This window comes from Duganella sp. AC237 (genome assembly GCF_979254035.1).
On the sequence record NZ_CEEDEW010000003.1, the window covers coordinates 3,123,511 to 3,147,453 of the forward strand.

At 59.9% G+C, this 23,943-nt stretch carries 24 protein-coding genes and 1 tRNA gene; 16 read left to right on the plus strand and 9 right to left on the minus strand.

From position 1 onward, the window contains the following. Position 1 precedes the first annotated feature (1 nt). Positions 2-1,099 (plus strand): chorismate synthase, encoded by a 1,098-nt coding sequence (aroC, locus tag AC0IYS_RS14120; RefSeq protein ID WP_363508860.1) that lies wholly within the window; start codon positions 2-4, stop codon positions 1,097-1,099. 30 nt (positions 1,100-1,129) lie between these two features. Here the strand turns inward: aroC and AC0IYS_RS14125 are convergent, their stop codons facing one another. Together AC0IYS_RS14125 and AC0IYS_RS14130 are read right to left on the minus strand one after the other, a co-directional pair. Continuing rightward, a complete protein-coding gene (locus AC0IYS_RS14125; RefSeq protein WP_471705742.1) occupies positions 1,130-2,626 on the minus strand; it encodes an HDOD domain-containing protein in 1,497 nt (498 codons plus the stop codon). Then, positions 2,623-4,299 carry a putative bifunctional diguanylate cyclase/phosphodiesterase gene (locus tag AC0IYS_RS14130; RefSeq protein ID WP_471708868.1) on the minus strand — a complete coding sequence of 559 codons (1,677 nt, stop codon included), beginning with the start codon at positions 4,297-4,299 and terminating at the stop codon, positions 2,623-2,625. Before AC0IYS_RS14130 ends, AC0IYS_RS14125 begins: the two co-directional genes overlap by 4 nt. A gap of 395 nt (positions 4,300-4,694) precedes the next feature. On the opposite strand from AC0IYS_RS14130, the gene AC0IYS_RS14135 reads away from it, so the two are divergent. The 4 genes from AC0IYS_RS14135 to AC0IYS_RS14150 all read left to right on the plus strand — a co-directional run bounded on the left by AC0IYS_RS14135 (position 4,695) and on the right by AC0IYS_RS14150 (position 7,975). Next, on the plus strand, positions 4,695-6,422 hold the full coding sequence (locus AC0IYS_RS14135) for an isovaleryl-CoA dehydrogenase (protein WP_471705743.1): 1,728 nt from the start codon (positions 4,695-4,697) through the stop codon (positions 6,420-6,422). 37 nt (positions 6,423-6,459) lie between these two features. Continuing rightward, positions 6,460-7,110, plus strand: coding sequence for a uracil phosphoribosyltransferase (gene upp, locus AC0IYS_RS14140; protein WP_090319391.1), 651 nt, complete (start codon positions 6,460-6,462; stop codon positions 7,108-7,110). A 7-nt stretch (positions 7,111-7,117) separates the two neighbouring features. Further along, on the plus strand, positions 7,118-7,480 hold the full coding sequence (locus AC0IYS_RS14145; protein WP_471705744.1) for an Hpt domain-containing protein: 363 nt from the start codon (positions 7,118-7,120) through the stop codon (positions 7,478-7,480). Between the two features lie 291 nt (positions 7,481-7,771). Continuing rightward, entirely contained in the window at positions 7,772-7,975 is a 204-nt protein-coding gene (locus tag AC0IYS_RS14150) for a cold-shock protein (protein WP_008448165.1), read from the plus strand. A 112-nt stretch (positions 7,976-8,087) separates the two neighbouring features. Here AC0IYS_RS14150 and AC0IYS_RS14155 read toward each other — a convergent pair whose 3' ends face one another. Next, positions 8,088-9,002, minus strand: coding sequence for a LysR family transcriptional regulator (locus AC0IYS_RS14155; RefSeq protein ID WP_471705745.1), 915 nt, complete (start codon positions 9,000-9,002; stop codon positions 8,088-8,090). Positions 9,003-9,205: 203 nt separating this feature from the next. Here AC0IYS_RS14155 and aceB point away from each other — a divergent pair, with 203 nt between their 5' ends. Beyond that, positions 9,206-10,804 carry a malate synthase A gene (gene aceB / locus AC0IYS_RS14160; RefSeq protein ID WP_471705746.1) on the plus strand — a complete coding sequence of 533 codons (1,599 nt, stop codon included), beginning with the start codon at positions 9,206-9,208 and terminating at the stop codon, positions 10,802-10,804. A 48-nt stretch (positions 10,805-10,852) separates the two neighbouring features. Here the strand turns inward: aceB and gloB are convergent, their stop codons facing one another. After that, positions 10,853-11,659: a hydroxyacylglutathione hydrolase gene (gene gloB / locus AC0IYS_RS14165; protein WP_471705747.1), complete on the minus strand. Its 807-nt coding sequence runs from the start codon at positions 11,657-11,659 to the stop codon at positions 10,853-10,855. Positions 11,660-11,679: 20 nt separating this feature from the next. Between gloB and AC0IYS_RS14170 the strand changes: the two genes are divergently transcribed. The 4 genes from AC0IYS_RS14170 to AC0IYS_RS14185 all read left to right on the plus strand — a co-directional run bounded on the left by AC0IYS_RS14170 (position 11,680) and on the right by AC0IYS_RS14185 (position 13,857). Continuing rightward, positions 11,680-12,483: a class I SAM-dependent methyltransferase gene (locus tag AC0IYS_RS14170; RefSeq protein WP_471705748.1), complete on the plus strand. Its 804-nt coding sequence runs from the start codon at positions 11,680-11,682 to the stop codon at positions 12,481-12,483. A 4-nt stretch (positions 12,484-12,487) separates the two neighbouring features. After that, positions 12,488-12,928: a ribonuclease HI gene (gene rnhA, locus AC0IYS_RS14175; protein ID WP_471705749.1), complete on the plus strand. Its 441-nt coding sequence runs from the start codon at positions 12,488-12,490 to the stop codon at positions 12,926-12,928. 56 nt (positions 12,929-12,984) lie between these two features. Next, positions 12,985-13,695 carry a DNA polymerase III subunit epsilon gene (gene dnaQ / locus AC0IYS_RS14180; protein ID WP_471705750.1) on the plus strand — a complete coding sequence of 237 codons (711 nt, stop codon included), beginning with the start codon at positions 12,985-12,987 and terminating at the stop codon, positions 13,693-13,695. Positions 13,696-13,782: 87 nt separating this feature from the next. Then, a tRNA-Val gene (locus AC0IYS_RS14185) sits at positions 13,783-13,857 on the plus strand. Between the two features lie 17 nt (positions 13,858-13,874). Here AC0IYS_RS14185 and AC0IYS_RS14190 read toward each other — a convergent pair. Together AC0IYS_RS14190 and AC0IYS_RS14195 are read right to left on the minus strand one after the other, a co-directional pair. After that, a complete protein-coding gene (locus AC0IYS_RS14190) occupies positions 13,875-15,281 on the minus strand; it encodes an Arm DNA-binding domain-containing protein (protein ID WP_471705751.1) in 1,407 nt (468 codons plus the stop codon). A gap of 484 nt (positions 15,282-15,765) precedes the next feature. Further along, positions 15,766-16,119, minus strand: a complete 354-nt coding sequence (locus tag AC0IYS_RS14195; protein ID WP_471705752.1) for a helix-turn-helix domain-containing protein — start codon at positions 16,117-16,119, stop codon at positions 15,766-15,768. A gap of 94 nt (positions 16,120-16,213) precedes the next feature. Here AC0IYS_RS14195 and AC0IYS_RS14200 point away from each other — a divergent pair, with 94 nt between their 5' ends. The 4 genes from AC0IYS_RS14200 to AC0IYS_RS14215 all read left to right on the plus strand — a co-directional run bounded on the left by AC0IYS_RS14200 (position 16,214) and on the right by AC0IYS_RS14215 (position 20,102). Continuing rightward, positions 16,214-17,356, plus strand: a complete 1,143-nt coding sequence (locus AC0IYS_RS14200) for a CAP domain-containing protein (RefSeq protein ID WP_471705753.1) — start codon at positions 16,214-16,216, stop codon at positions 17,354-17,356. 37 nt (positions 17,357-17,393) lie between these two features. Further along, positions 17,394-18,041, plus strand: a complete 648-nt coding sequence (locus AC0IYS_RS14205) for a hypothetical protein (protein WP_471705754.1) — start codon at positions 17,394-17,396, stop codon at positions 18,039-18,041. Between the two features lie 1,446 nt (positions 18,042-19,487). After that, the gene (locus AC0IYS_RS14210; protein WP_471705755.1) at positions 19,488-19,775 is read left to right on the plus strand and encodes an H-NS histone family protein; all 288 of its coding nucleotides are present in this window, start codon (positions 19,488-19,490) and stop codon (positions 19,773-19,775) included. Positions 19,776-19,952: 177 nt separating this feature from the next. Further along, complete coding sequence (locus tag AC0IYS_RS14215) at positions 19,953-20,102, plus strand: hypothetical protein (protein WP_471705756.1); 150 nt, start codon at positions 19,953-19,955, stop codon at positions 20,100-20,102. A 495-nt stretch (positions 20,103-20,597) separates the two neighbouring features. On the opposite strand, the gene AC0IYS_RS14220 is transcribed toward AC0IYS_RS14215, so the two are convergent. From AC0IYS_RS14220 to AC0IYS_RS14230, 3 genes are read right to left on the minus strand one after another with little or no spacing between them, the layout of a single operon-like run. Continuing rightward, positions 20,598-21,113 (minus strand): substrate-binding domain-containing protein, encoded by a 516-nt coding sequence (locus AC0IYS_RS14220; RefSeq protein WP_307139974.1) that lies wholly within the window; start codon positions 21,111-21,113, stop codon positions 20,598-20,600. After that, positions 21,113-21,370 carry a substrate-binding domain-containing protein gene (locus tag AC0IYS_RS14225; protein WP_229255202.1) on the minus strand — a complete coding sequence of 86 codons (258 nt, stop codon included), beginning with the start codon at positions 21,368-21,370 and terminating at the stop codon, positions 21,113-21,115. The genes AC0IYS_RS14220 and AC0IYS_RS14225 overlap by 1 nt, the downstream gene beginning before the upstream one ends. A gap of 47 nt (positions 21,371-21,417) precedes the next feature. Then, the gene (locus AC0IYS_RS14230; protein WP_056139903.1) at positions 21,418-22,428 is read right to left on the minus strand and encodes a YeiH family protein; all 1,011 of its coding nucleotides are present in this window, start codon (positions 22,426-22,428) and stop codon (positions 21,418-21,420) included. A 100-nt stretch (positions 22,429-22,528) separates the two neighbouring features. On the opposite strand from AC0IYS_RS14230, the gene AC0IYS_RS14235 reads away from it, so the two are divergent. Together AC0IYS_RS14235 and AC0IYS_RS14240 are read left to right on the plus strand one after the other, a co-directional pair. Next, a complete protein-coding gene (locus AC0IYS_RS14235) occupies positions 22,529-23,413 on the plus strand; it encodes a LysR family transcriptional regulator (RefSeq protein WP_056139900.1) in 885 nt (294 codons plus the stop codon). An 88-nt stretch (positions 23,414-23,501) separates the two neighbouring features. Beyond that, positions 23,502-23,933, plus strand: coding sequence for a nuclear transport factor 2 family protein (locus tag AC0IYS_RS14240; RefSeq protein ID WP_056139895.1), 432 nt, complete (start codon positions 23,502-23,504; stop codon positions 23,931-23,933). Positions 23,934-23,943 lie beyond the last annotated feature (10 nt).

A 23,943-nucleotide genomic window follows, 5' to 3' on the forward strand; every position in this document is an offset into this window, starting at 1 on the left:
TATGTCCGGCAATACATTTGGCAAATTGTTTTCTGTTACAACTTTTGGTGAGTCGCACGGCCCGGCGATCGGCTGTGTGATCGATGGATGCCCACCGGGTTTGCCGTTGTCGGAAGCCGATATCCAGCCGGAACTGGACCGCCGCAAGCCGGGCACGTCGCGCCACGTCACCCAGCGCAAGGAGCCCGACACGGTAGAGATCCTGTCCGGCGTCTACCAGGGCGTGACCACCGGCACGCCGATCGCGCTGCTGATCCGCAACGAGGACCAGCGCAGCAAGGATTACGGCAATATCGTCGACAGTTTCCGTCCCGGCCACGCCGACTATACCTACTGGCATAAATACGGCGTACGCGATCCGCGCGGCGGCGGCCGTTCGTCGGCGCGCCTGACCGCGCCGGTGGTGGGCGCGGCGGCCGTGGCCAAGAAGTGGCTGAAGCAGCAATACGGCACCGAGTTCCTCGGTTGCATGAGCCAGCTGGGCGACATCCCGGTGCCGTTCCAGGACTGGTCGCACGTGCATGACAACCCGTTCTTCGCCGCCAGCGGCGACGCCGACCTGATCGCCCGCATGGAGGCGGCGATGGACGAGCTGCGCAAGGCCGGCGACTCGATCGGCGCGCGCATCGACGTCATCGCGCGCAATGTGCCGGTGGGCCTGGGCCAGCCGATCTACGACAAGCTCGACGCCGACATCGCCTACGCGATGATGGGCATTAACGCCGTCAAGGGCGTGGAGATCGGCGCCGGCTTCAAGTCGGTGGTGCAAAAGGGCACCGAGCACGGCGACTCGCTGACGCCGCAGGGCTTCATCGGCAACAACGCCGGCGGCGTGCTGGGCGGCATCTCGACCGGCCAGGACATCACCGTGTCGATCGCCATCAAGCCGACCTCGTCCATCCGCTCGCCGCGCGACTCGATCGACAAGGACGGCAACCCGGTGGTGGTCGAGACGTTCGGGCGCCACGATCCGTGCGTCGGCATCCGCGCCACGCCGATCGCCGAGGCCATGCTGGCCCTGGTGCTGATCGACCACGCGCTGATGCACCGCGCCCAATGCGGCGACGTCAAGGTATCCACTCCCGATATCACGCTGTAAGCGAAGCGGCCGGCGCCATCGCCGGCGTGCTTACACGCGGCTGCTGACGATTTCCTGCGCGTGGCGCCGTTCCACCGCGCGCACCACCAGCGTGCGCATGTCGTTGAGCAGCGAGAATTCGGTCTGGCTTAATTGGATCGGCGGGAACGAGTCGTCCCAGTCGCCGTACAGGAAGCCGGCCGGCTGGCCGTTGGCCGACAGCGGCAGGATCACAAAGCTGCGCGCCTCGGCCAGCGAACTTTTCCACCACAGCGGCAGCTTGGCGGCGAACTTGGCGTCGCGCGCGTTTTCGATGAAGATCACGCGGTCGCTATTGAGGGCGGCGTGGAACACGTTCGGTTCGTAGGCGTCGTCGAACGTCATCGCCGCCAGGATCTCCCTGGTGCCTTCGCCGAAGGAGATCTTGGCCGAATAATGGCTCTCCTTGCGGTTGCGCACGAACGCCACCGCGCGCGAAAAATCCAGTCCCTTGTAGACGGTTTCCAGCGCGATCTGCACCATCTGTCCCGGACTGGCCGTGTCGAGCATGTCGCGCATGTCGGCCAGGCCGCTGAGCAGGATCTTGTTGCCGGCGGCGCGCTGACGCGTCTTGGCCAGCGCCTTGGCGCGCCGCTCGGCGGGACGCGACAGCGGGGCGATGGTCAGGTCGTTTGCCGCCACCACCTTGGCCTGTTCGATGGCGTGCATCAGATTGGCCGGCTCCACGCCCAGCATCACCGCATAGCTCTCGGTCAGCTGGCGGACGATGGCCGCGCCTGCGGGGTCGTCGTGCCACAACGATTCAGCGCACATGGCCGACATCGTCGACAGGCCGGCGATCCAGTCGGACGCGCTGACTTCCGCGCCGTCCTCGCTCGGCGCCAATTTGCGCATGCCCTTGACCAGGTTGGCCGGTAGTCCCCAGTGCAGGGCGGCGGCGTGGCCGATTTCCTCCATGCTCAGGCCCAGCGTTTCCGGCGCGACGTCGTCGATGGAACGGCCGTCCCGGTCGGCCAGGCGCTGCAGCTCGTTCCAGCGCTCCGGCATATAGAAGGTGACCATCATGCGGCCCAGCGTGTGCAGCATCGAGCACACCACGGCCGCTTCGCCATGCTGGCTTTCGGCCGTGTAGGCGATTTGCTGGGCGACGATCCCCGCCAGCACGGCCTTTTCCATTTCGATGTGGGCGACGGTGGTGTCGGTGGACGTGGTGGACAGCTCCTCGATCAGCTTCAGTCCCAGCGCCAGGTGGCCGATCGCCTCGGTGCCCAGCACCAGCACCGCCTTGGAGACGGTGCTGACGTGTTGGCCGAAAGCGGAGTACATGCCGCTGTTGGCCAGCCGCAGCACCTTTTGCGTGAGCACCGGGTCGGACAGCACGGTGCGCGTCATGTTGAATTCCTGCTCGTCCTCGCCGCGCATGGCGCTCAGGATGGCGGTGATGGCCTTGGCGAAGCCCGGCATGTCGCCGCGGCGGCGCGTGCAGTCCCACAGCTGGCCCAGCGTCTGGTCGCCCAACGGCGTGCTGGCTTTGAAGACGTCCGTCATTGCGCCACCTGACGCAGTTCGGCCGGCACCACCTTGACGTGGATGCTTTCGCGCAGGGCGGCCAGGGCGACGTTGGCGGCCATCGGCTTGCCGGTCAGGTAGCCCTGGATGTACTGGCAGCCGCGCCGCTCGAGGAAGTGCAGCTGTTCTTCGGTTTCGACGCCTTCGGCGACCACCGACAGGTCCAGGTGCTTGGCCAGATCGAGCACGGCGTTGCAGATGGCGCCGTCCTTTTGCGATTCCGGCAGGTCGCGGATGAAGGCGCGGTCGATCTTGAGCACCGAAATCGGGAAGCGTTTGAGGTAGGCGAGCGACGAGTAGCCGGTGCCGAAATCGTCGATGGCGATGCGGGCCTTGCGCTCCGCCATTTTGGACAGGATCGATTCGGCGTGGACCGGATCGACCATCAATGTGCCTTCTGTGATTTCTAACACCAATTGCTCACCAAGTAGGCCCGAGAACGCGATGGCGTCGTCGAGCACGTCGAGAAACTTATCATTACGGAATTGCCGTGGGCTAATATTAACAGAGATGTAGAGGGGGCGTTTCGCCACCTCCTCGAACTGTTTGAGCTGCACGCACGCGGCCTTGAGCGCCCACGCGCCCAGCAGGTTGATCAAACCGTTGGTCTCGGCGATGGGAATGAAGCGGGCCGGCGGCACCATGCCCAGGGTCGGATGCTTCCAGCGCATCAGCGTCTCGAAGCCCTGGATCTCGCGCGTTTTGGCGTCGACGATGGGCTGGTAGTAGAGCAGGAACTCGCCTTCGCGCACCGCCTGGAACATCGCCGCTTCGAGCGAGATGTCGTGGGATGGCGGGCCGGCCTCGGACGGGCTGTAGACGACGCAGCGCGCCTTGCCGGTTTCCTTGGCGCGCGACATGGCGGCATCGGCCAGGGCGACCAGGCGCACCTCGTCCTCGGCGTGGGTCGGGTACACGGCGACGCCGACCGAGGCGCCGACATAGATCGTGTGGCCGTCGATCTCGAACGGCGACTGCAAGGTGGCGATCAGGCGGCCGGTGACCAGTTTGATCTGCGCGTCGGTGGCGGTGCCCGGCAGGATGGCGACGAATTCGTCGCCGCCCACGCGGGCCAGCGTGTCGCTGTCGCGCAGGGTTTTGCGCAGGCGGGCGGCGGCCATGCGCAGCATCGCGTCGCCGATAGGGTGGCCCAGGCCATCGTTGACCTTCTTGAAGCCATCGAGGCCGATGGTGGCGACGGCAAAGCCTTGTCCGGAGCGGCGCGCGTTGGCGATGACCATGCGCATGCGGTCCGACAGCAGCAGGCGGTTGGGCAGTTCGGTCAACGCGTCGTGCGTGGCCATGTGGCGCAGGCGTTCCTCGGTGGCGTGCTGGATCGACATGTCGCGGCCGACGACCAGCAGCCCGGCGACCGCGTTTTGGCGGTTGATGTGGCAGGAAATGCGCAGTTCGTGCCAGACTTCGGCGTCCGGGGTTTTGATGCGCGCTTCGACCAGGCGCGTGGCGCGCGAGTCGGCGACTTCGGCCAGGGCGGCCGCCAGCGGCGCCTGGTCCGCTTCGCATATCAGTTTGGTCAGCGTGCCGCCGGCGATCGCGCCCGGGCGGGCCAGCAACGCGGTCGCGCGGCGGCTGGCGAAAACGATGTCACCAAGCGCGTCGAGACGGAAAACGACATCGCCAGCCTCCTCCATGAGGTGGTCCACGAGGTGGTCCGCCAGATCTTCCGGTGGGAGGCTCGGATCGCGGTCGGGCTGTGATGGATGAGTAGGGCGCATCGCGTTGTTCAATACTTTCAAGTTGTTCATGTAACAATTGGGTTGCTTTTATCTTGCAAAACCAGAACGAAATGTATCACTGATGAGTTTGGATTTACATGAAAATAGACAACATTCCGTCGAGTTTTACTCATTTCTATTGAGAAACATCTAAAAAAGCGGTGTCGGAGCCGGGCGGCGACCGCCGGGAGGGTTTTTCGCCGCCGCGTGGCACCCTGCCGCAGTGCCGATGCGCGTGCTTGCGTGGCACTTTCGTTTGCGCTAGTCTGGCCTGTCAACGTAGCCCGGCACCGGCCGGGAGGAGACCCGCCGTGACCGCCTTCGACAACGCTTTCGATAACCCTTTCGATACCCATCGGGTGCGCAATACCGTCGCGCCGCTGGAGAACTTCAACCTGTTTGCGTCGGACCCCGCGTTGCGGGAGGCGCTGCTGCGCGAGGGCGGCGGCGCGCACGCCGACGCGCTGCAGACGCTGGGCCAGCAACTGGGCCGCGCCGAAATCCTGGACCTTGCGCGCCTGGCCAACGACCACCCGCCGACGCTGCACAACTTCGACCGGGCCGGCCATCGCATCGACGAGGTGGAATTCCATCCGGCCTGGCATCGCCTGATGACGCTACTGATAGAGAACGGCGCCCACGCTTCGCCGTGGCTGGGCGGCGAGGGCGCCCAGGTGGCGCGGGCGGCAAAGTATCTGATGTTCGGCCAGGTGGAGAACGGGTCGCAATGCCCGGTGACGATGACCTACGCTTGCGTGCCCGCGCTGCGCCAGGCGCCGGCGATCGCCGCCAAATGGCTGCCGAAGATACTGTCGCTGGAATACGATCCGCGTTCCTTGCCGGTCGAGCAAAAACGCGGCGCCATCATCGGCATGGGCATGACGGAAAAGCAGGGCGGTTCCGACGTGCGCGCCAATACCACCCGCGCCGAGCCGCTGCCACCCGGCGAAGCGCGGGCGCTATATGGCGACGAAGGCGTCGACGCGTACCGCATCGTCGGCCACAAATGGTTTTTCTCGGCGCCGCAGAGCGATGCGCACCTGATCCTGGCGCAAACCGACGATGGCGGCACTGCGGGGCTGTCGTGCTTTTTCCTGCCTCGCTATCTGCCGGACGGCAGCCGCAATCAGATCCGCGTGCAGCGGCTCAAGGACAAGGTGGGCAACCGCTCGAACGCCTCGTCGGAGGTCGAATTCACCGGCGCCCACGGCTGGTTGGTCGGCAAGCCGGGACGCGGCATCCCGACGATACTGGAGATGGGCGGCCACACGCGGCTCGATTGCGTGCTCGGTAGCGCCGGCGCCATGCGGGCCGCGTTGACGCACGCGCTGCACCATGCGCGCGGCCGTTCGGCGTTCGGCCGGCCGCTGTCGGAACAGCCGTTGATGCGCAACGTGCTGGCCGACCTGGCGCTGGAATCGGAAGCCGCCACCGCGTTCGCGATGCGGCTGGCGCGCTGCTTCGACCAGGCTGGCGATCCGGCGCAACAGCAGCTGGCGCGCATCCTGACGCCGGCCGGCAAATACTGGATCTGCAAGCGCGGTCCGGCTTTTGGCGCCGAGGCGATGGAAGTCATCGGCGGCAGCGGTTACGTGGAGGACGGCCCGCTGGCGCGCCTGTACCGCGAGCTGCCGGTCAATTCGATCTGGGAGGGTTCCGGCAACGTGATGTGCCTGGACCTGTTGCGGGCCTTCGGCAAAACCCCGGCCGCGCGCGAGGCGCTGGCGGCGGAGCTGGAGCTGGCCGGCGCCGGAGAAGGCGCCGGGGAAGTGCCCGGGCAGGGCGACTACCAGCGCTACACCCAATCGCTGCTCGCGGACCTGGACCAGCCGCAGGCCGGCGAATTCGGCGCGCGGCTGCTGGCCGAGCGCGTGGTGCTGGCGGTGCAGGCCGGCCTGCTGCTGCGCCACGCGCCTTTATATGTGTCGTCGGCGTTCATCGCCTCGCGGCTGGCGCGCGAGCCGGGAGGGGCCTTCGGACGGCTGCCGGCGGGCGTGGATTGCGAGGCGATTCTTGATCGGGCGCTGGTGCTTGCCTAGTATAATGGCGCGATAACCCGTAAAAAAAGAGCAAACAATGAAACAAGATCCGCGCTTCCCCAATCTGTTCATCACCGACCACCCACTGATCCAACACAAACTGAGTCACATGCGCGAGAAGGATACGTCGACCCGTACCTTCCGCGAACTGCTCAAGGAAATCACGCTGTTGATGGGCTACGAGATCACCCGCGACCTGCCACTGACCACCCGCACCATCGAAACCCCGCTGATGACGATCGACGCACCCGTCATCGCCGGTAAAAAGCTGGCGATCGTGCCGATCCTGCGCGCCGGCATCGGCATGAGCGACGGCCTGCTGAACCTCGTGCCGTCGGCGCGCGTGGGCCACATCGGCGTGTTCCGCGACCCCGACACCCACCAGCCGGTGGAATATCTGGTGCGTCTGCCGGATCTGGCCGAGCGCACCTTCATCCTGTGCGACCCGATGGTCGCCACCGGCAATTCGGCGGTGCACGCGGTGGACGTGCTGAAATCGCGCGGCGTGACCGACGAACAGATCATCTTCCTGTCGCTGGTGGCGGCGCCGGAAGGGATCACGGTGTTCCAGAAGTCGCATCCGGGCGTGAAGATTTATTGCGCCTCGCTCGATTCGCACCTGGACGACCACGCCTACATCGTGCCTGGCCTGGGCGACGCCGGCGACCGCATTTTCGGCACCAAGTAAAAGCGCCATGGCCACTCCAGTCGATCCTGATTACCGCGCGCGCCTGGCGGCGCTGAACGAAAAATTCGCCGCGACCGTGCCGGTGACGATGGAGAAAATCACCTCGGCGCTGGCCGACTGCGTCGCTGAAAGCGGCGAGAGCGGCGCGCCGGCGGAAGCGTCGATGCGCCAGCTCCACGAGCTGCTGCACGGCGTGGCCGGATCGGCCGGCACCTTCGGCTTTGGCACCTTGGGTCAGGAGGCGCGGCGTATCGAGCACATGCTGCGCGAGGCGATGGCCTCCGGTTCCGGCTGGGAATCAGTGCAGCCCGAGGTGGAAAAGCTGCTGCGCTGGGCCGCGCGTGACGCCCGCGCAACACTTTTCGATTGAGACGTGCGCTTGATGTAAATCAAACCAGTTATCATTTACTTGTCTATAGTGACAGTTACACCACTCACGAAAGAGGGCAGGAAGGACCGGCGGGAACCCCGAACAACTCGGTTTTTCTACCAAAAAAAGCGGCGGTTTGCATTTATTTTCGTGAACACGTGCTTTTCTCTCGTAAATGGGTATAATGCGGGATCGTTTAGATTCAAGAGTAGTGCAGTTAGTCTGTCATTTCTTTCTTGCCTCAAACGATATCACGGGCGCAAGCCCAACTTAACTGAAATAGGAATTGTAATGGCAACTGGTATCGTAAAATGGTTCAATGATTCGAAGGGCTTCGGCTTTATCACCCCTGACGAAGGCGGCGAAGATCTGTTCGCTCACTTCTCGGCGATTCAGTCCGCAGGCTTCAAGTCGCTGCAAGAGAACCAACGTGTTTCTTTTGAAGTGACTGCTGGTCCTAAGGGCAAGCAAGCTTCGAACATTCAGCCTCTGTAATACGCTGAATCAAACGAAATAAAGAAATCCTCGGTACCCGAGGATTTTTTTTCGTCTATCGTTTTGTAGTTGCTGCTTTATAAGCGTTATTGCCCACCTTCATTGCTTCCCTTCATTGCTTGCCTGATTTGCGCCAGTAATCCCCCTGCGCATAGGTGTGCCGCAGAAAGTCGACAAAGGCGCGTATGCGCAACGGCAAATGACGGCGCTGCGCGAACACCGCGTAGATATCGTTGCCGGGCGCGGCGTGCTGATCGAGCACCGTCTGCAGCTTGCCCGCCTCGATCTCGCTGCCCACCTCCCACATCGACCGCCACGCCAGCCCCTTGCCGGCCAGCGCCCAGTCGTGCAGCACCTGGCCGTCGTTGCAGCCCATGTTGCCGTTCACCTTCAACACCACGTTCTTGCCGTTATCGCGAAAGGTCCAGCCGCGCTGGCTGCCTTCGCTGCTGATGGCCAGGCAATTGTGTTTGGCCAGGTCGGCCAGGGTCTTGGGTTCGCCGTAGCGTTTGAGGTAGGAGGGCGCCGCCACCACCACGCGTTCGTTGTCGGCCAGCTTGACGCTGACCAGGTTGGAATCGGCCAGGCTGGCGATGCGGATCGCGACGTCGATGCCTTCGCCTACGATGTCGACCACGCGGTCGCTCATGTTCAACGTCGCGGTGACGTCACGGTGCTCGGTGAGGAAGGAGGGCAGCAGCGGCGCCACGTGCTGGCGGCCGAAACCGGCCGGCGCCGAGATCATCAGGTGCCCGGTGGCGTGCGCGCTGCGCTCCGCCACCGCCGACTCGGCTTCCTCCAGCTCCGCCAGGATGCGCTGGCAATCCTCCAGGAAGGCCGCGCCTTCGTCGGTCAGTGCCAGCTTGCGGGTAGTGCGCTGCAGCAGTTTCACGCCCAAGCGGCTCTCCAGCGCGTCGAGACGGCGCCCGATCATGGCCGGCGCGATGCCCTCGGCGCGGGCGGCGGCCGACAGGCTGCCCCTGGCGACAACCTCAACGAAAGTGGATATCTGTCTGAACTGGCCCATGTAGCGGCGTGCCTCTCACTTGTGATAAAAACGCATAGATGAAGTGATTTTTAGTCTCGTTTGCATAACTTATGAGTGAATATACTGTAAAACAGAACGCCGCGTAACCGAGCAGCCACACTAAAAGATTCAGGCGCGCAGCCGCAGCATCAGTGCTTATAATTTGGTATGGAAGTTAATATTTTCTTACGGAGACCTATCCCATGACGCAGTCCACCATCACTTTGCCGGCAGGCATGCAAATCACCGGCGAGATCAAGCCCGGCTACGAAAACATCCTCACCGCCGAGGCGCTGTCGCTGGTGGTCAAGCTGACGCGCGAGTTCGAGGCGCGCCGCCAACAGCTGCTGGCCGTGCGCGTCGAGCGCGCCAAGCGCCTCGACGCGGGCGAGCGCCCCGACTTCCTGCCTGAGACCGCGCACATCCGCGCCGGCGACTGGAAAATCGCGCCGATTCCGAAAGCGCTGGAATGCCGCCGGGTCGAGATCACCGGTCCGGTCGAGCGCAAAATGGTCATCAACGCCTTCAATTCGGGCGCGGACAGCTACATGACCGACTTCGAGGATTCCAACACGCCGAACTGGGACAACCAGATCACCGGCCAGATCAACATGTTCGACGCCGTGCGCCGCACCATTGCGCTCGAGCAGAACGGCAAATCCTACAAGCTCAACGACAAGATCGCCACCCTGGTCGTGCGTCCGCGCGGCTGGCATCTGGATGAAAAACACGTGCTGGTCGACGGCAAGCGTATCTCCGGCGGCATCTTCGACTTCGCGCTGTTCATGTTCCACAACGCCAAGGAGCAGTTGGCGCGCGGCGCCGGCCCGTACTTCTACCTGCCGAAAATGGAATCGCACCTGGAAGCGCGCCTGTGGAACGACATCTTCGTGATGACGCAAAACGAGCTGGGCCTGCCGCAGGGCACGATCAAGGCCACCGTGCTGATCGAGACCATCCTGGCCGCCTTCGAGATGGACGAGATCCTGTACGAGCTGCGCGAACACAGCTCCGGCCTGAACGCCGGCCGCTGGGATTACATCTTCTCGTGCATCAAGAAGTTCAAGCTCGACAAGGATTTCTGCCTGGCCGACCGCGCCAAGGTGACGATGACGGCGCCGTTCATGCGCGCCTACGCGCTGCTGCTGCTCAAGACCTGCCACAAGCGCAACGCGCCTGCCATCGGCGGCATGGCCGCGCTGATCCCGATCAAAAACGATCCGGAAAAGAACGAAGTGGCCATGGGCGGCGTGCGCAACGACAAGGCGCGCGACGCCACCGACGGCTACGACGGCGGCTGGGTCGCCCACCCGGACCTGGTCGAACTGGCGATGACCGAATTCACCAAGGTGCTGGGCGATAAGCCGAATCAAATCGACAAGCAGCGTCCGGACATCGACGTCAGCGCCGAACAACTGCTGGACTTCAAGCCGGAAGCGCCGATCACCGAAGCGGGCCTGCGTTACAACATCAACGTCGGCATCCATTACCTGGGTAGCTGGCTGGCCGGCAACGGCTGCGTGCCGATCCACAACCTGATGGAAGACGCGGCCACGGCCGAAATCAGCCGCTCGCAGGTGTGGCAGTGGATCCGTTCGGACAAGGGCGTGCTGGACGACGGCCGCAAAGTGACCGCCGACATGGTGCGCGCGATGATTCCGGAGGAGTTGGCCAAGGTGCAGCGCGACGCGCCGGGCGGCGACGGTCCGACCTATGTGCGCGCGGGCCAGATCTTCGAACAGATGTCGACATCGACGGAGTTCGCCGAGTTCCTGACCTTGCCGCTGTATGAAGAGATTTAAGTTCTAAAACCAGTGCCGGCGGATGACGTTCATCCGCCGGTCTTCACATCAGAAATCATTTTTCCACAAACGCAGCGCCGTGAAGGTCGCCAGCGCCGTATCGATACGATCAAGCCGTCCGGCCTTGACCAACTGCTCCGCGATGGCCGGCTCCCGGTAGCGCAGGAAAGGATTGGTCGCCTTCTCGACGCCGATGGTGCTCGGCACCGTCGGCAGGTTGTGCTCGCGCTTGTCGGTCTCCACTTTCACACGCTCCTGCAGCGCCACATTGTCCGGTTCCACCACGCGCGCGAAGCGCAGGTTGGACAGCGTATATTCGTGGGCGCAATACACCTTGGTATCATCCGGTAGCGCGGCCAGTTTGCCCAGTGAACTGATCATCTGCGCCGGCGTGCCCTCGAACAGGCGTCCGCAGCCGCCCGCGAACAAGGTGTCGCCGCAGAACAGCCAGGTCGGCTCCCCGGCCGATGGCTCGCGCACGTAGGCGATGTGGCCCATCGTGTGGCCGGGCACGTCGAGCACGGACAGGCGCAGCGCCAGGCCCGGCACGTCGAACTGCTTGCCTTCGCCAACCGGCAAGGTGACGGCGGCGATGGTCTCGTTGCGCGGGCCGAAAACGGGAACCTGATAATGCTGTAATAATTCGGGAACGCCGCCGATGTGGTCAGCGTGGTGATGGGTGAGTAGAATGGCGGTGAGCTTGAGTCCGTTTGCTTTGAGCGCTGCCAGAATTGGTTTGGCGTCGCCCGGGTCGACGACGGCGGCATGGACACCATCGTGTATCAGCCACAGGTAATTGTCGTGGAATGCTGGAACCGTCAGAACACAGAGAGCTTGGTTAGAAGATATGGTCATTGGATCACAAAAGGCTAGACATGGATAAAGCGGGATCGGAGCAATCCATTATAGCGCTGGAAGGCTGGCTGCAAACGCCCGCAGGCGTGTACTTGCGTGCGTGGGAACAAACATGTCTCGATAATTTAACAGCCGATATCTTCGGGTTCAACGCGGTGCAGATCGGCATGCCTCAAATCGATGCGCTCGCGGCCAATCGCATGCCGTACAAATGGCTGGCCGACCGCAAGGTGCGGCCGCCCGTTACGCCGGTTCTATCGCCGCCGCAGCAGCATGCGCCTGCACCACCGCCGCGCCCGGTCGCGCTCACGCTCGATTACACCGAGTTGCCGTTCGCCTCGCAAAGCATGGACCTCGTCGTGCTGCCGCATGTGCTGGAATTTTCCACCGATCCGCACCAGGTGCTGCGCGAAGTGGAACGCGTGCTGATCCCGGAAGGCCAGGTGATCATCTGCGGCTTCAACCCGGCCAGCCTGTGGGGCGCGCGCCATGTGATGCGGCGCGTCGGCGGCACGTCGTTTCTGCCGCGCACCGAGGAGCTGATCACGATGCCGCGCATGAAAGACTGGCTAAAATTATTGAATATGAGCGCCAGCCAAAGCCATTTCGGCTGTTACGCGCCGGCCTGCCGCACAGAAAAATGGCTGAACCGTTACGCATTCATGGATAATGCCGGGCCGCGCTGGTGGCCGTTCTTTGGCGGCGTCTACATCGTACAAGCGATCAAGCGGGTCAAGGGCATGCATCTGATCGGTCCGGCTTGGACCAAAAAATCGGCGACGGCCCAGGTGGTCGTCCCTGCAACAAACAAAAGGCGGGAATAGCAGTATGGATAAGGTGGAAATTTTTACCGACGGCGCGTGCAAGGGCAATCCAGGCCTGGGCGGCTGGGGCGCGTTGCTGGTGGCCGAGGGCGCCGAGAAGGAAATCTGCGGTGGCGCGCGCGACACCACCAACAATCGCATGGAATTGCAGGCGGTGATCGAAGCGCTGAGCGCGCTCAAGCGCCCGTGCACGGTGGTGCTGCACACCGACAGCCAGTATGTTCAAAAAGGCATCAGCGAATGGATCCACGGCTGGAAAGCGCGCGGCTGGAAAACCGCCGCCAAGGAGCCGGTCAAGAACGAGGATTTGTGGAAGGCGCTGGACGCCGCGCAAACCATGCACACGGTCGAATGGCGCTGGGTGCGCGGCCACAACGGCCACCCGGGCAACGAGCGCGCCGACATGCTGGCCAACCGCGGCGTCGAACTGGCCCGGGGCCGCTAGGCCACTGACCGGCCTGTTATACTTCTCCGCTTGACCGTAGCAACCACAGAGTACTTATGCGCCAAATCGTTCTCGATACCGAAACCACCGGTATCAACCCCAAGCTGGGCAACCGCATCATCGAAATCGGCTGCGTCGAACTGCACAACCGCATGCTGACCGGGAATAACTTCCACGTCTACATCAATCCGGAACGCGAATCGGAAGAGGGCGCGCTCAACGTCCACGGTCTGACCACCGAGTTCTTGCGCGACAAGCCGAAATTCCACGAGATCGTCGACCAGCTGCGCGCATACATCCAGGGCGCCGAAGTCATCATCCACAACGCGCCGTTCGACCTGGGGTTCCTGAACCACGAATTCCGGTTGTTGAAACTGCCGGACTTCTCGACCCACATCGGCGGCGTGATCGATACGCTGGTGCACGCCAAGGAACTCCATCCGGGCAAGCGCAACTCGCTCGACGCGCTGTGCGATCGCTACGGCGTGTCGAACTCGCACCGCAAGCTGCACGGCGCGCTGCTCGATGCCGAGCTGCTGGCCGACGTCTACCTGTCGATGACGCGCGGGCAAAACAGCCTGGGCATGGATGTGGAGGAAGAGGTTGTCGTCGGCAGCGCCTTGCTCGAACCGGTGCCGCTGGCCGACATCATCTTCCTGCCGGCCTCGGACGATGAGCTTGCCGCGCATGCGGCCACGCTGGCAGGCCTCGACAAGGCCGTCAAAGGGCAGTGCATCTGGACCGCCAGCCTGGCGCCGGCGGCCTGATCGGGGCGAATCGGCGGGCCGGATGCAGAATTTTCACGCCGGCCCTTCCATTTCCCCTGGGATGTATGCGATAATTCGCCCCGCTTCGGGAGGTTAGCTCAGGGGTAGAGCACTGCATTCACACTGCAGGGGTCGCAAGTTCGAAACTTGCACTTCCCACCAGAATTCTTCTAGTGATATCAATCGCTTAGCTCGAATACCGGAAATTCGTTTCGGCGTTTGGGATCAATTTGGGAATAAAGCGCTAGTAGCTGCCGGCGCTTATTCCCATCCAGTCCTCCTACAATCCACCTGCCGTAGTGCCTTTCTATCATTGCTGTGTTTTCGTGTCCGAGCTGCGAGGCGACATAGAGCGGATTTGCACCCAACATCAGTAAATTGCTAGCGAATGTGTGGCGCGTCTGGTAAGGATTTCGGTACCTGACGCCAGCGTTCTTTAAGATCCGCCCCCAGCGTTGCCTAATGGCCTTGTCGCCCGTCCATCGCACGTTGTATCTTGCATCAGGAAAGATTAACCCTGTGGAGGTATAGATTTCTTGGTCCTGGAGCGCGGCAAATGCCATAGTGCGCAGATCAATGCCTCGGTTGCTCCTCGCGGTTTTTCCCTTCTTCTGTTCCACCCCGTCTACGTAGTTACCAATCACGTTTAACCTTAGTGCGTTTGGATCGTACCACGTCCAGTTTGCATGAATGTACTCACAGATACGAAGTCCAGTCCCGAAAGCGAACTGGACCATATTTCGCTCCTCTGGCCGGCACGCGTTGAGAATCGCAGCTATTTCATCCACAGAAAATGGATCGACTACGCCGCCATCATTATCCTCGTCATCAGTCCTCTGCTGAAGCTCACGGACCTTTATGAGGTCAAATGGATTATATTCAATGACTTCGTCGATCGCTGCGAGTTGTAATGCTCCTTTCAACGGTGCTGTTAGGTTATTTATACGGCTCCTACTAATGGCTAGCTCGATTATCCAGTTCCTTATAAGTTTTACATTGAAATCTTTTATCGGCCTGTCTTTCCCCCAAATTTTCTTTAGCTGAAATACAACTTGCCGGTACTCATTTTGCGAGCTATTTTTCCATCGTATTAAACCGAGCCTAAAGTATTCATCTAAATATTGCCCGAGAGTTGGGACCCGATTCTCAAGTGCTTTCAGTTCATTTTCTAGCGCAGCCTCTCGTTGCTTAGCTAGGGTTCGAGCTGTAATTGATTCAGGAAAATATTTTTCGTAGTCAAACTGACGATTGCCGATCTCATGGAGGATGGCCGCCCGCATTTGTTTAGCCTTTTTGATGTTCCGGGGCGAATGATCGAGTTCCAAGGTTTCTCGACACAATTTTCCTTGAAAACGGAAAAGAATCCGGATGGTTTGCTTAGTTTTCCCTTGCCTTAGCTGTATTCCTTCATTGGATCCCTCCTTGGCACTTCGTTTCTCTTCTTGCGTTATTGCTGACATTAACTCCCTTTCAATAATTTTTGCTCGACCGGATTGATTGCGGGCCCCATTTTTCCACCCAGTCCTCCGCTGCTTCCAAGTTAACCCAAAGATTTCGATCCTCAAGAACCTTGCAGTGGATCCCATCTATCCACTTCCCGTCTCTTCTTCTGGAGTGAACCGCCCCCTCTGTATCACCTGTTAATTCCGCATACTTTTTTACTTTCACCCATTTCAACTTAATGCCCATGCTATCCTCATTTTAGTTAATAGAGGGAAAGTTGATTTATGTTATCAATCGAAGCTTAACCCTGCAATTGTTTTTTTGTCTGTATTCACCATGCCGGCGAACTTGCAATGGCAAGATTAGCAGGCCCAGGAACAGCAATTTTCAATTCAGAGCTGTCAACTCAAAGTTTTTGCCATTTTCGATGAATTTTTTCGAAGAAGATGAGGTTAGGGCTTGAGTAGTGAAAGTAGGTGAAGATTTGATGTGATTTAAATATTTCCACTTTATGTGATCAATAGATCACATGAGTCTCGGGAAAGATAGGACGACGGTCTGCTCTGATAAGTAGACCGATGCGTTGCAGAGGAAGAGAAATGCAGAAGGGTAGAAAAAAGTGGGGAGCTATTTACGGCCGTGTAGATGAACGTAGACCCGTAAGAATTCGACAGCACAGGCTTGCTGCTCCGGGTTAAGCTGACGTAGCAGATTGAGCGCAATTGCTTCACCGCTGTCAGGCTCGGTTTCGAACTCATCGAAGAATCTTGATGCGGGTACTTTGAATAGACTGGCCAGCTTCTCCAAGTGCTCTAAAGTAGGTGAACGCTCGCCGCGTTCCATTCGTGAAATGGTAATCGGATCCATCTGGCACGCTTCAGCTAACGACACTTGCGTGTATCCGGCGGCCTTGCGTAATTCTCTTATCCGTGCGCCGATTCGCTCGCTCGTATTAGCGGATGCTCGCTGTTTTTTTACCATGCTCGACCTTCAAATGTGAGGCTGCATGGTTGAACATACGCGGATAATCGTACATATCCGTATAGCTAAATTTACTTGACTAAACGGACTAGTTATGAGAAAGTTGCCACATGACAATCATTGTCTCGCCATCTGCTGTCGGGTATTTGGCATCGCCGTCATGGAGTCTACCTTGAGTATTTCGTTTCCCCGCCAGCTTCATTTCCCCGTCAAACGTCTTTCCATCATCATGCTCGCTTCTGCGCTGGTAGCCTGCGGTGGAGGTAGTGGCAGTGGCAGTACCGCAAGCGTCCCGGCCGGGCCGGTAACACCGACGCCGCCGGGTCTGCCAATCGTCACACCCGGCGACACCCAAACTAGCGTGCCGACGCTAACCTATTTGACTACCTCGGAAGAGTACAAGTTCGTGACTGCGCTTAATGCCTTCCGCAGCCAAGTTGGTTTGGGCCTGCTGGCGCAAAATGCCAAGCTCGATACTGCTTCTGCAAACCATCTACAGTATCTGATTACCAACGATCGGAATAACGGCGGTACGGTTGACTTCAACACGTATGATTCGGCGACCGGTCGCTCGATGCTGCACCTTGAAAACAGCGTCTTGGCAAGGTTTACTGGTGCGCAAGAAGGCGATCGGGCTAAATTTGCGAGCTATGAAGGTTCCTATGTCGGCGAGGAAGTGGCCTTCGGCGGTGGACAGGGCGGCGGTGTGGCGCTGGGTACGTTGGTGCAGACGGTTTACCACCGTGCTGGCTTAATGCTGCAAAACGTGCGTGAAATCGGCGTCGCAGTCGGTACCGATCGTTCGCAAACCGTAGTTATGGAGATGGGTTTGAGGACGAATCAGTCGGTGGCCTCGGACTACGTTGGCGTGTACCCAGCGAACGGTCAGACTGGCGTGGCGCTGCATGCTTATGTGGAGGCGCCGAATCCGTTCCCTGAGTTGTCCACAAACACCGATGACTTTCCCAAAAAAACTTCGTTTCCCATCAGCATTTCGGTGGTGTCAGGTAACACAATCGCTGTTACCAGCTTCACCGTCTCCGAGGCGGGCCAGACAGCGCCGCTCGATGCCCGCCTGATGACCCGCGCCAACGATCCGAACAACTATCTTGGCTCGAATGTCGCTTTCCTGACCGCGAAGGCAGCGTTCAAACAAGCTACGTCTTATAACATAAATTTCGTCGGGACAAACAATGGCGTTGCCTTCACCAGGCAATGGACGTTCACGACTAAATAAGCAAGCAACGGATCTAGCGCGAGATTGGAGGTCTAAGATGATGCAAGAAATTGGGAGCGCGATGACCATCGCGGGACGTGTCGGTTACCAAGTGGGATACCAGCTGCAGGTTGATCGCGTAATCGACGAGTGGGCTCAGCACGCGAATAGTTACATGGTTCAACGTGACGAGGCATGGCGTCAAATCGAATCGGCAAATGCGCACATAGCAGAATTGAAGAAAGAAAATGCACGCCTTTTGGAAGAGTTACAACACGCGACCAGTAAGTTAAAGATCACCAATAAGGCACTTGAGGTTTGCGGCAGTGAGCTAAAAGATGCAAAACGGTCTGCTTCGGCTAGTGGTCGGCGTGCAACGGCGGCGATGCAGCAAGTAAATGAACTCAAGCTCAGCCAGGTCGAACGTCGAGATCGATACGTTCAACATCTTGAATCCGTAAAATCTTGGGGAATTGCTGGTATCGCGAGGTCTCGCGCTTGCTACAGTCTCGCGCAAGCACTAGGTTCGGCAGAACGCCGGATTCTCCTCCTGTTGACAAGGGAAATTGAACGAGCATGTCCGAGTTTGCAGCTGGCATACCTCGATCCAGACGAGCGTAAAAAAATACGCATGCGAGCGTGGGTCGAGGGGGGAGGCCCAGGACTTGGAGGGAAGGTGCCTACAGATTCGTATTTGATGAGTTAGGAGAGAAGATGAAGCATGCAGGTAGTAGGCTCACAGCTGAAGAGATTGCCGAGTTGCTCGAGATCGTTGCTAGGAATGATCGCCAGCTTATAGCTTTGATGAAGGAGCGGGCTGGCCGGTGCGCCGGAGTAGACGAACCTCCGCCGGCATTGATTTATTCTGACGCGCGTGGGTCGGTGCTCAATGCGGACGAGCAATCAGATGAGGACTCGTCGATCGCCGAGTCGGAGCATTCAGCGCGGGGCTCGTTGAACTTTCGGAAGAAGATAGATTAGATTAGCCAGCAAATTGCTGCGCGTCGCACGTATTACTCGAGCTACTTTTGTTGCGACCGCATTCACTCAGCCTCTGCCCACATATTACGTGGGGCCCCAGCTAGGAGTCAGTCGATAATTGGCTAAACCGGCGTAACGAACTCTTGGGTAGCCGCAGCGCCACTGGGATCCCGTGGCAATTGCCGTCTTGGTGTCCTGCAGCGGTTTGCCGCGCGCACTTGCACGACGACACCGCTCGTCGCCAAAAGCGGTAAGTCGAATTGTGTGGCGACCGACATCACTGCATTGTCATGCTGTTCGTCGCGTGATCGGAGGCGCAGCGTCAACGCAATGCGCCCGCGACCGGCCACACTGCAGCGGCCACGCTGCCTGCCGCGCGACGATATCGATGGCCACACCGTAGCGTGGCTCAGGACCAACTGACAGTCTGGAACGTCCCGCAGCGCGACCAAATCCTGAGGCGCCGCTGCGATGTCGCATCGACAACCCATAAATTCGCCATTCTTGTTCGCCGGTCTGCGCGCGACCGTGATCAGCTAGCACCGATTATCGTGCCATTTTTGTTCATCGCCGTATCAGAAGAGGGAAGGGCGGTGTGCCATCGTCAGGAATGACCTGCATCAGACTGCTGATGATCAGTTTTAAGCGGGCTTCCTGTCGGCCGTGTGTGCGCTGATTACGCCTGCAAGCGCTCACTCGTCGGCGATCGCCAATGCGCGATCAACCAGACTGACTGCGCGCTGTACAAGCTGCTCGCACGCAAAGGAGAACGCTGAATCCTACCTGAACGATGGAAACCGCTTTAATCCGGCGATTCTTAACTAAGCATGTTTAAGCAGATCATATTGTTCCTGAAAACGGAAGTCGCCCAAGACCTGCTTCGACGACGGATAACTCGCGGACGGAAGTCGATCGCTGAAATTCTGTCTCACAAACTCGACACGGGTCGTGCGTCATGCGCGAAAGGGATGCTTCGGGCCACGCGTGATCGCGTCAATGCCCAGCGGCAGTCAATCGCCGCGCGATCTAAATCGGGAATTAAATCTGTCAGGCATTGGTAGTGACTATACAATGCGCTAGGAGTATTCATAAAACGGAGCTAAGGGCAAAAGAGAAATGTGCCGTTGTTACAGATGCAATTTTTTTTGAAATAGAACAAAGGATTAATACCATGACGAATTCTTACGCCGCGTTGAAGGCCCAAATTGTTGAACTTGAAAAGCAAGCTGCGAAGGTGCGGGAAACCGAGATTTTGGCTGCGAAGAGCCAGGTTCGCCAGATTATGCAGACGTACGGCTTGACCATTGCTGATCTGGGTGGCATTACAAACGCACCGAAGCATCGCAAAACAGTGGCAGCAAAATACCGGGACTTCTTGACTGGTGCTGAGTGGTCGGGCCGAGGTCGTGCCCCTACATGGCTTAACGGGAAAAATAAAGAGGATTACCTGATCAAATAAGTTCATTGCCTTAGAACGCGTCACAAACCCTCTCGTTGCGCTGCTGACAAAAGCCGCGAACGCTGGCAGTAGTGACCGTCTGCAATCGGCCAAAAGCGGACTGTCGCTGTCCGGCAAGCCCGTAGTAGCGAACCTGTGGGCCAGTTGGTGCCCGTCGGCCGTCGAGAGACGACGGTCTTGGCCAAAGCGCAGGCAGGGCGTGGCGATGTCGTCTTCATCTTTGCTAATCAGGGTGGTTTTGCCCCGGCATTCAAATGCTGTCTTTCCCAAAAAAGCATGGTCCTGCAAAATGTTCTGATCGACCATATTGGCGCCATGGCGCGCTAATCAGGGGCGCGCGGCTTGCCGACAACACTTTTTTTCAATGCCAAGGGGACCAGCCAGTCAAACGCCGCAGGGGCGAGCTATCGCCGGCGACCTTGGCCAAGCATCTCGACAAGCTAGCCGTTCGGCGACAGCGCTGTCGGCCATCAGCATCGCGATGCCGTGGCCAAACGCAACGACCTCGATCCTCACGTTGTCGGCGCCTAGGTCATCCTGCGCATTACAAGTATTGTTGAGCGTCAGATTCCGTTTCATGGGGTTGGCGTCGCTCCCCTGGAAGACGACCCGCCATGCGGTGGCAGTCCCTGCGGCTGCAGCTCCAGAAAGGGTTCCAAGTGCACCGGGCGCTGCCAGGGCAAGCGATTGGGTCACGACCGCCCCGCGCGATGGTGCGTTATTGTCCATTTTGTCTAGGAATCGTTACCGCCGCCGTGCGACGCGCTGCACGCGGTACCTGAATATACTGAAACCCGCCGCAGGCCCACAATCCGGCGCTCATTATTTCTGCCAGCCCCACCTGGCAAAGATCGCGCTGCCTTGCGGCGATTGCAGGAATGCGATGAACTGCTTCGCTTGCGGGTTGGCAGCGCCATGCTCAGTCAACGCCACGCCGGTATCGCGGTAAATCGCATAATCAGGTTCGATTGGCACGACGTCGGCCAGGCGCGGGTTCGACACCTGCCAGATATTCCAGATAAGCCACGCGTCGATGTCGGTGCGCGCGGTCCAGGTACCGCGCGCGCTCGCGCTGTTGGGTGCGTAACTGGCAATATTTGCGCGTACCTTGCGCACCGACTCCATGCTGCCTTTGCGGCCAGCCATGTCTTCCCAGACGCCGTTCTGGCCGGCACCGTTGACCACCAACAGGCGCACGCCGGGCTGCATCAGGTCGGCCACGCCGCGCAGGTGCTTGGGATTGCCGGGACGCACCAGGATCGCCAGGGGACGCATATATAGCGGGGTAATGCTTGCCTCCTGTATCTTGCCGCCCATCGCTAACGTAAAGTCCGTCATCATCGTTTCCGAACCGCTGTAGATGATGTCCGCATCCTGTTTTGCGTGGTCGACCAGCTCGGCGTGGGGCCAGCCGTGACGGTGACTTTGATGCCGTTCGCGTGCTCGAATGCCGCCGCCGCCTCTTTCATCGCAGGAGCCGGTCCACCCGGGCCGTACACCAGCAACGGCTGCTGGGCACACGCGATACCAGCGGTGAGCGAGACTGCAACAACAAGGCTGCAGCGCGCCGCGGTCAAATAGTGATGTGATGTCATGGCGTTTTCTTTCGTTTTTGGAAAATGGATGGCGTACTTCTACGTCCTTAAACACCCAGAAATTTGATCAGGGCGAAACTGATGACACCAAGGCCGAGCAGCGAAAAAATGACAACCCCGGCAACCTTGCCGCCGGCACGCAGGACAGCGCGGGCATCGACGCCGAGGCCGAGCGCGGCCATCGACATAATGGTGAAGAAATTGGCGGCAACGTGCGCTGGCGCCAGCGCTGCCTGCGGAATCCAGCCCAGCGAGCGCAAGCCCAGCAATGCAAGGAAGCCGACGATAAACCACGGCACCAGGTGCGCGACGTTCAGGCGGGCGCCTCCCCGTCCGCGCCCTGTCAAGGACAACACCAGCACGACCGGGCCCAGCATCAACACGCGCACCAGCTTGACCAGGGTGCCAATGTGCACGCTGGCTGCGGACACCGAACTCGTTGCCGCCAGTACCTGTGGCACGGCATACACGGTCAGCCCGGCAAACACGCCGTATTGAACCGGCGTGAATGACAACAGCCCGACTAGCAACGGCAACCCGAGCACCACCACCACACCCAGCACCGCCGTAAAGGCGATGGAGGCGGCCACGTCCTTGCCATCTGCGTCGATCACTGGGGCCACCGCCGCAATCGCCGAGTTGCCGCAAATTGAATTGCCGCAAGCAATCAGGATCGCCATCTTTTTCGGCAGACCGGCGCTGCGGCCCAGGAAATAACTGAACAGAATTGCCAGCACGACTACCCCGGCAATGCCGCCGACCAGTCCCATGCCGTTTTCGAGCAGCGCGCCGGCGCTGACGGATGCGCCCAGCAGCACCACGGCAATTTCAAGCAGCAGCTTGGCGCCCATATGGATGCCTGGCTCGAACCGCTGATCGAGACGGTGCACGGTGCGCAGTCCGGTTCCGAGCAAGATCGCCAGGACCAGGCTTTCAAGCCACGCGCGTCCGAACAGATGGGCTTCTACAGCTTCCAGCCCATACGCGGCCAGCGTGACGGCGCCGCACAGTAACAGGCCGGGTACAAATGGAGCGCATTTTTGATAGTGGGATGTCATGGTCGACTCTCGTTCAGATATTTAGTGCATGCATTATTGAACGGCGATTTCGTTCGGTCCATCGTATAATTAATGACAAATCATTAGATTGGATCGAACGATGACATTGGACCAGCTACGCATTTTTGTTGAAGTCGCACAACGCCAGCACCTTACTCAGGCGGCTTCCGCGCTGTTTCTATCCCCGTCTGCCGTCAGCTCATCGATCAAGGCCCTGGAAGAGCGCTATGGCACGGCACTGTTCCATCGGATAGGACGGCGCATCGAACTCTCCGACGCCGGTTTGATTTTCTTGATAGAAGCGCAACGCACGCTGGCCAGCGCGCGTGCAGCGGAAAACACGTTGTCGGAGCTGGGCCAGATGCGGCGCGGCACGCTGGCAATCCACGCCAGCCAGACCATCGCGAGTTACTGGCTACCGCGCTTGCTCGTGCAATTCAGTCAAACCTACCCGGCCATCGACCTCACCCTGGAAGTGGGCAATACCGACAGCGTGGCGCAGGCCATCCTGCTGGGTGGCGCCGATCTCGGTTTCATCGAAGGCGATATCGACGAACCCTCCCTGGCCATCGAAGCTGTGGGGGAGGATCAGCTCGTTGTCGTGGTAGCACCCGATCATCCATGGTCCGCCGGGGTGCCGCTGGCGGCTGCCGACCTGGTGCAGGCGCAATGGATTTTGCGCGAAACCGGTTCCGGCACGCGTTCGGCGTTTGAGAAAGCGCTGTCGGACATGGGCGTGCCGGTCGCCGCAATGCAGGTTGCTCTCAGCCTGCCGTCCAACGAGGCGGTGCGCAGCGCGGTGATGGCCGGTCCCTTTGCCACCGCGATTTCCGAACTGGTCGTGGCATCGCATGTTCAGGCGGGCCTGCTGGCGCGCGCGGCGCTGGTCCTGCCGGCGCGTGGGTTCTCGATGCTGCGTCATCCTGAACGCCATCGCAGCCGTGCGGCGCTGGCATTTGAAGAATTGATGAACACAAAAAAATAAATACAAATACATGGAATAAAAACAGGGCAATGACGTTTGCACCTGTAGCAAGCCCGTTTTTCAACCTGACCTGTACTGGACCGCACCCATGAAAACCACCCACCTGATGTTCCTGTTGGCCAGCACCATCGGCATCGCCACCACGGCTGTTGCCGGGCCTGCGCTGGATATGGCGCAAGCCCACTTCGCCGCCATTGGCGCCGGTGAACACGCCGCCATCGTGCATGATTACGCCGACAATGCGCGGCTGACCTGGGTTGGTGGACCGCTTGACGGCAGCTACGACGGTGCAGCCGCCATCGGCGCCGTATGGAGCAAGTTCGGCGCGATGGGCCCGCTGCGCGTCACCGTTATGGGCGCGTCCGAGTCGGTCAATCCGAAGGGTGCGACCGTCACGGCGGCAGTGCAATTCGACGGCAAGGCCTCCATCAAGGTGCGCTACGTGCTGACCTACCGCGACGGCAAACTGGTCAATGAAACCTGGCAGATCGATCCGAAGCTGGCCGCCAGCGCGATGTAATCACTGGTTC